At 70.8% G+C, this 6,820-nt stretch carries 6 protein-coding genes and 1 pseudogene; 5 read left to right on the top strand and 2 right to left on the bottom strand.

Features of this window, described 5'->3' with window-relative positions:
* Positions 1–173 precede the first annotated feature (173 nt).
* Together ACFQ4O_RS13300 and ACFQ4O_RS13305 are read right to left on the bottom strand one after the other, a co-directional pair.
* On the bottom strand, positions 174–1,067 hold the full coding sequence (locus tag ACFQ4O_RS13300; RefSeq protein WP_378776177.1) for an NAD(P)-dependent methylenetetrahydromethanopterin dehydrogenase: 894 nt from the start codon (positions 1,065–1,067) through the stop codon (positions 174–176).
* A complete protein-coding gene (locus ACFQ4O_RS13305) occupies positions 1,054–2,106 on the bottom strand; it encodes a beta-ribofuranosylaminobenzene 5'-phosphate synthase family protein (protein WP_378776178.1) in 1,053 nt (350 codons plus the stop codon). The genes ACFQ4O_RS13300 and ACFQ4O_RS13305 overlap by 14 nt, the downstream gene beginning before the upstream one ends.
* 153 nt (positions 2,107–2,259) lie before the next feature.
* Between ACFQ4O_RS13305 and ACFQ4O_RS13310 the strand changes: the two genes are divergently transcribed.
* The 5 genes and pseudogenes from ACFQ4O_RS13310 to ACFQ4O_RS13330 all read left to right on the top strand — a co-directional run.
* Positions 2,260–2,631, top strand: coding sequence for a 4a-hydroxytetrahydrobiopterin dehydratase (locus ACFQ4O_RS13310; protein ID WP_378776179.1), 372 nt, complete (start codon positions 2,260–2,262; stop codon positions 2,629–2,631).
* Positions 2,632–2,638: 7 nt separating this feature from the next.
* Positions 2,639–3,868 carry a hypothetical protein gene (locus tag ACFQ4O_RS13315; protein WP_378776180.1) on the top strand — a complete coding sequence of 410 codons (1,230 nt, stop codon included), beginning with the start codon at positions 2,639–2,641 and terminating at the stop codon, positions 3,866–3,868.
* On the top strand, positions 3,865–5,523 hold the full coding sequence (locus ACFQ4O_RS13320; protein WP_378776181.1) for a formylmethanofuran dehydrogenase subunit A: 1,659 nt from the start codon (positions 3,865–3,867) through the stop codon (positions 5,521–5,523). Before ACFQ4O_RS13315 ends, ACFQ4O_RS13320 begins: the two co-directional genes overlap by 4 nt.
* A complete protein-coding gene (gene fhcD / locus ACFQ4O_RS13325) occupies positions 5,520–6,416 on the top strand; it encodes a formylmethanofuran--tetrahydromethanopterin N-formyltransferase (RefSeq protein WP_378776182.1) in 897 nt (298 codons plus the stop codon). The genes ACFQ4O_RS13320 and fhcD overlap by 4 nt, the downstream gene beginning before the upstream one ends.
* Positions 6,413–6,820, top strand: a pseudogene (locus ACFQ4O_RS13330) (formylmethanofuran dehydrogenase subunit C); the annotation flags it as partial. The gene fhcD and the pseudogene ACFQ4O_RS13330, both read left to right, overlap by 4 nt.

Below are 6,820 nucleotides of genomic sequence, written 5' to 3' on the forward strand. Positions count from 1 at the left end.
CGCCGCGCCAGGCGGGGGCGCGGACGGCCAACGCCGCGTGTTCGCGGGTGTCGGCGTCGACGAACAGGTCGATCGACAGCGCGCGGAGCCCGGCCCGCCTCGCGGACCGGGCCAGCGCCCGCGTGGACAGGCCGATCAGCGCGAGGTCGAACGCCCCGTCGGCCATCGGGCGTTCAGGCCGAGATGCGCCGGGCGAGCTCGAACGCCTCGGCGAAGCCCACATGCAGCGCCGTGTCCGAGCTCAGGATGCGCTTCAGGATCTGGTGCTGGACCTGATACTTCACCTGCCCGATCACCAGCGCGCCGACGCCGACGCCGTAGGGCAGCGCGATCCCGTCGTCATTGGCGCCGACGCCGGCCACGCCCGCGGGCGGCACGGCGTTGATGTCGGCGGCGACCAGCAGGCTGGTGGCGGCCTGCAGCACGTCGGTCGAGATCACCTCGACGCCGGCGGCGGCCGCGGTCAGGATCACGTCGGCCTCGGGCACCAGCGCCTTCTTCTCCTCGTCGTTTGTGGCGACCGCGCAGTTCAGCTTCACGCCGAAGCGCTTCTTGAAGTCGACCGCCTTGACCTCGACGTCTTCGATCACCCGGTGGCTGACGATGGTCACGTCCGCGCCGGCCTGGGCCGCGATCACCGCCGCGATGCCGCCCACCACGCCAGTCGCGCCGTAGACCTGCACCCGCGCGCCCTCAATGCCGCCCTCGCGCTTGCCGCGCAGGTGCTTCTCCACCAGCGCGATCATGGCGGCGGCGGTGGTGAAGGAGCCGGCCGGATCGGCGAAGATCGAGATCTCGAACGGCGGGAACAGCGCCGAGGCGGCCGCCTTCATCTGGTCGAGCGCGAGGCTCGCGTCCTTGCCGCCGATGAACAACACCGTGCGCTTGGCGGCGTCCGGCGAGCGGCTGAACATGGCGTCCTGCGTCAGCGGAACCACGTCCTTCAGCTGCACGTCCACGTTGGACGAGATGATGTGGAAGCCGGCGTCCACCGCCATGTTCACGTCGAACGGGCTGGTGTGCTTCAGCGGCGTGATCATGTGCAGGATCGGTTCAGCGTCGGACATGGGCGTCTCCGGTAAGCGCAAGGCCGTCTTCGTCGTGACGGACGGCGATGTCGGCGCCGCGGCTGGCGCCGCGGACGATGTCGAAAGCGAGGTTCGGGCGGTCGGCGAAGCGGGCGCGCATGTCGCGCGCAAGCTCCTCGGCCTCCGCCTCGGAGCCGAGCACGGCGAAGCCGGTCGGCCCCCAGGAGCTCTGGCCGACGCCCGGAACGCCGCGCGCCTCGATGGCGGCGAGCGCCTCGGCCGCGTCGGCGCTGGTGAAGCGGCCGCCCTGCGCCTGGGCGAAATGGTCGCCGAGCCGGCGCTGCATCTCGCCGACCGCGAGGCCGAAGGCGTGGGCGTCGCCTTCCGCCGCGGCGGGCAGGGCGCCGAGCACGGCGAGGCGGCACAGCCGGTCCGCGAGCGCCTCGGGGAAGGGCGGCAGGTTCGCCATGGCGGTGGTCTCCCGCGAGCCCGACAGGCCGACGAGGCCGTGGTCGTAGATCAGCAGGATGCGCCACGCGGCGGGAACGGGGACGCGCGAAACGATCGGCGGGGGCGCGTCGAGCGGCCCGCGGCCGCCGTCGAGGATCACGCCGCCGGTCTCGAACGCGCCAAGGCCGATGCTGGAGCGCTGACCCCGCCCGAGCGCCGCCGCCACCTGCCGCGGCGTTATGTCCTCACGCCCGTTGAGGCGGGCGAGACCCACCCCCACGGCGAGCCCGAGCTGGGTGCCGGAGCCGAGGCCGGAATGGGTGGGAAGGGCGGTCTCCACCGCCACCGACGCGCGGCCGTCGAGGCCGAACGCGCTCGCGATCGCCGCCATCGCGGCCGCCGCGCGGGGGCCGTCGGGACCGGTCGAGGAGGGGGCCGGCGCGGGGCGCAGCGTCACGGCCGTGAAGGGCGTCTCGAGCGAGAGCCCCAAGCCTCCGAAGCGCCGGCCGAGCGCGCCGCCCAGATCCAGAAAGCCCACATGCAGCCGTCCCGGCGCCCGCACCGTGACGGCGCAGGGCGACCGCTCTCCGCGACGCGGCGGGAAAGGGGGACGGGGATCGTGGGTCATGGCGTTTCCGGCGGCACCTTATGAGCCCGCAACGGCATACGCCATCCTTGGCGACTGCGCCAAAAGCCTAGCCGGACGAAACGTCGCGCCGCGTTGCGCCGGCCCGACCGCGCATGTAACGGTCCCGACAAATCAAAACCCGAGGAGCGCGCCGTGGCCGGTTCGAAAGCGACCATCCCGGAAGACGACGTTGAGCGCCGCCTCGCCGCCGAACTTCCCAAATGGCGGCTTGAGGACGGCTGGATTCGGCGGACTTACAAGACCCAAAGCTGGAAAAGCACGCTGATGGTCATCAACACCATCGGCCATCTTGCGGAGGCGGCCTGGCACCATCCCGACATCACGGCGTCCTACGCCTGGGTCGAGGTGCGGCTCATGTCGCACGACGCCAAGGGAATCACGGAGCGGGACTTCGAGCTCGCCCGGAAGATCGAGAGCGTCGTGCAGTGGAAACCGTCGGAGGACGACGCGCTGGAAGGCACGCCCCAGGGCGACCAGCGCTTCGCCTACGTGAAGTATGACTGAGGCCGTCATGGGCGAAACCGTTCATTCCGACGTCGTGTGCCCGTTCTGCGGGCTGGGCTGCGACGACATCACGCTGAAGGTCGACGGGGCGAAGGTCACCGCGGCCGAGGGCGTCTGCGGCCGGGCCGCGGCGCTGTTCAGCCGCTCGGGCGCGCCGGCGCCGTCGCCGCGGGTCGGCGGCAAGGACGTCTCGTTCGACGAGGCGGTGGCCGAGGCCGCCAAGCGCCTGTCGGCGGCGGGCTCCATCGCCTATGCCGGGCTCGCCACCGACGTGGACGGCGTGCGCGCCGTGCTGAAGCTCGCGGGCAAGACCGGCGGTAGCGTGGACCACTACGCCTCCGAGGGCATGTTCCGGAATCTCGCCAGCTCCCAGCGCAAGGGCTGGGTCGCCACCACCTTCGCCGAGGTCCGCAACCGGGCCGATCTGGTGGTGGTGATCGGTCCCGATCCGATCAAGGCCTATCACCGGCTCTACGACCGGGTGACGCCCGCCAAGGGCCGGTTCCTGACGGCGCCGCGCCGGGTGGTGTTCCTCGGCGGCGAGCCCACGGCGGAGTCGCGCTCCCAGCTCGAAGGCTCGACCGTGGACGTGATCGCGGTCGCCGACGGCGGGCTGGTCGACGCGCTGTCGCAGCTCGCGACGCTGGTCGCCGACGGCGCGCCGCCCAAGGCCGCGCCTGAGCTGGTCGAGCTCGCCGCCGCGCTCAAGGCCGCCGCCTATGGCGTGCTGGTCTGGAGCGCCGCCTCGCTCGACGACGAGGGCGATCTGGTGATCGAGCGGGCGGTGTCCGTGATCGACACGCTCAACGTCACCACCCGCGCCGCGGGCCTGCCGCTGTCGGGCAAGGACAACCTGACCGGCGCCTATCACGCCACGCTCTGGAACCACGGCTTCCCGCTGCGCGTGGGCTTCCGTGACGGCGTGTCGGACCACGACCAGAAGGCCTACGCCACCGAGAACGCGGTGAAGACCGCCGACCTGGTGGTGTGGACCTCGGCCTTCCGCCCGGAGCGGCCGCCGGCCTCGGACGCGGCGGTGATCGCCATCGCCCATCCCGACACCCGGTTCGAGCGCGAGCCGGACGTGTTCATCCCCGTCGGCCAGCCCGGCCTCGACCATCAGGGCCTCGCGTTCCGCGCGGACTCGGTGGTCGGCCTGCCGCTGCGCCGCTACCGCGACGCCGGCCTGAAAAGCGTGGCGGAGATCGTGACGCTGATTTCGGAGGCGCGCGCATGAGCGCCGTACGCATCACCAACGGCAAGGTTCTGGACCCCGCGAACGGCGAGGCGGGCGTCGTCCGCGACGTCGTGATCGACGACGGCCGCGTGGTCGCCGCCGACGCCTTCCAGGGCGCGGCCGAAACCATCGACGCCAAGGGCGGGGTCGTGATGGCGGGCGCCATCGACATCCACAGCCACATCGCCGGCGGCAAGTCGAACATCACGCGCCTGCTCATGATCGAGGAGCAGCGCGCCTATCGCGAGCCCGCGGGCGACTTCTGCGGCTGCGGCGGCGGCCTCTCCACCATGACGGCCCACGCGACCGGCTGCCGTTACGCGGAGATGGGCTACACCGCCGTGTTCGAGCCGGCGATGGTGGCCGCCAACGCCCGCCACATGCACGCCGAGATGAAGGACATTCCCTTCCTCGACACCGGCGGCTACGTGGTGCTCGGCAATGACGACTTCCTGCTCGACCTGATCTCCAGCGGCGCGGGGCAGGAGGCGGTGAATGACTACGTCGCCTGGCAGCTCGCGGCCACCAAGGCGATGGCGGTCAAGATCGTCAATCCGGGCGGCATCAACGCGTTCAAGTTCAACCAGCGGAAGATGGACCTCGACGAGGCCAACCCGCATTACGAGATCACGCCCCGCACCATCCTGCAGACGCTGCTGCGGGCGGTGAAGGAGCTGGGCCTCGCCCATCCGATCCACCTGCACGGCTGCAACCTCGGCGTGCCCGGCAACAAGGACACCACGCTCGCGACCGTCGCCGCGACCGAGGGCCTGCCGCTGCACATGACGCATGTGCAGTTCCACTCCTACGGCGCGGAGGGCGACCGCCGGTTCTCCTCCGCCGCGGCCGAGATCGCGGACGCGGTGAACGCCAACCCGAACATCTCCATCGACGTCGGTCAGGTGATGTTCGGGCAGACGGTCACCGCCTCCGCCGACTTCATGTCCCAGCACCGCAACCGGGGCATCGCCTCGCCGAAGCGCTGGATCGGCATGGACATGGAGATGGACGCCGCCTGCGGCATCGTTCCCTTCGTCTACAAGGACAAGTCCTTCGTGAACGCCCTGCAGTGGGCGATCGGGCTGGAGCTGTTCCTGCTTGTGGAGGACCCTTGGCGGATCTTCCTGACCACCGACCATCCGAACGGCGCGCCCTTCACCACCTATCCGCACCTGATCCGGCTGCTGATGGACAAGGACTTCCGCGACGAGCAGTTCGCGAAGCTGCCGAAGGCGGTGCGCAAGCACTCGATCGTCGACCAGCTCAAGCGCGAATACACGCTCGAGGAGATCGCGATCGTCACCCGCGCGGCCCCGGCCAAGATCCTCGGCTTCACGGACCGCGGCCACCTCGGCGCCGGCGCCGTGGGCGACGTGGTGATCTACCGCGACGACGCCGACCGGGAGGCGATGTTCTCCAAGGCCGAATACGTGCTGAAGAACGGCCAGGTGATCGTGAAGGACGGCGAGATCGTCAGCCTCGCCTACGGCCGCACCCACCAGGTCGCGCCGGACTACGACAAGGGCATCGAGGCGAAGCTCGACCGCTGGTTCGACGAGACCCTCGGCTTCAAGGCGAAAACCTACAAAATCGCGGATGACGAGATCCGCGACGGACAGGGCGCGGTCATCCACGCCACCAAGAGGTCGTCATGATCCTGAACGGCGTCGAAATCCGCGACTCGTTCGCGGAAGCCTTCCCCATGGTCGGCACGCGGCTGATCATCACCGCCGACACGGCCAAGTGGGCCATGATCGCGGCGAAAACCGTGACCGGCTTCGCCACCTCCGTCATCGGCTGCGGCTGCGAGGGCGGCGTGGAGCGGGAGATCCCCGAAAGCGAGACCCCCGACGGCCGGCCGGGCGTCGCCGTGCTGTTCTTCACCATGGACCTCAAGGGCCTGCAGACCGTGGTGCCGAACCGCATCGGCCAGTGCGTGCTGACCTCGCCCACCTCCGCCTGCTACGCGGGCATGGAGGGCGGCGCCAAGGTCTCCATCGGCAAGGCGCTGCGCTACTTCGGCGACGGCTGGCAGATCGCCAAGAACGTCGATGGCCGCCGCATCTGGCGCGTGCCGGTGATGGAGGGCGAGTTCGTCTGCGACCATGAGACCGGCTCGGTCTCCGGCGTCGGCGGCGGCAACATCCTCATCCTCGGCGCCTCGCGGGCCGAGACGCTGGCGGCGGCCGAGGTCGCCGTCGAGGCGATGCAGAAGGTCGAAGGCTGCATCCTGCCGTTCCCGGGCGGGATCGTCCGCTCGGGCTCCAAGGTCGGCTCCAAATACAAGGGCATGTTCGCATCGTCGAACAACGCCTACTGCCCCACGCTGCGGGCCCAGACCGAAAGCAAGCTGCCGCCGGAGGTCGCCTCCGTGCAGGAGATCGTGATCGACGGCGTCAGCTTCGAGGCGGTCTCCGCCTGCACCCGCGCCGGCATCGAGGCGCTGGTGGCGCTCGGCCGCGACAAGGGCGTGGTGGCGATCGACGCCGGCAACTACGGCGGCAATCTCGGACCCTTCCACTTCAAGCTGCGGGAGATCATGGCGTGAGCGGCTTCGTTCTCACCCCGCGCGGGCCGTTCTCGGCGCGCGTCGATCTGGCCGGCGCGCTGCCGGGCGTCGATCTGTCCGCGCTGACCGTGGGCCATGGCGACCGCGGCGTGGCGCTGACGGACCTGTTCGAGCTGTCCGGCGCCGCCGGCGACCGGCTCACGATCCGGGGCGGCTCGCCGTTCCTCGACCGCGTCGGCGCCAAGCTGTCGTCCGGCGAGATCGTGGTCGAGGGCGACGTGGGCGACCATCTCGGCCAGACCGCCAGCGGCGGCCGCATCGTCGTGTCCGGCTCGGCCGGCGCCTATGCGGCGGCGGAGCTGTCCGGCGGCCGCGTCGAGATCGCGGGCGACGTTGGCGGGCGCCTCGGCGCGGCCCGTGATGGCTCCCGCCGCGGCATGAGC

This window comes from Methylopila musalis (assembly GCF_042679725.1).
Classification (GTDB): Bacteria; Pseudomonadota; Alphaproteobacteria; order Rhizobiales; family Methylopilaceae; genus Methylopila; species Methylopila musalis.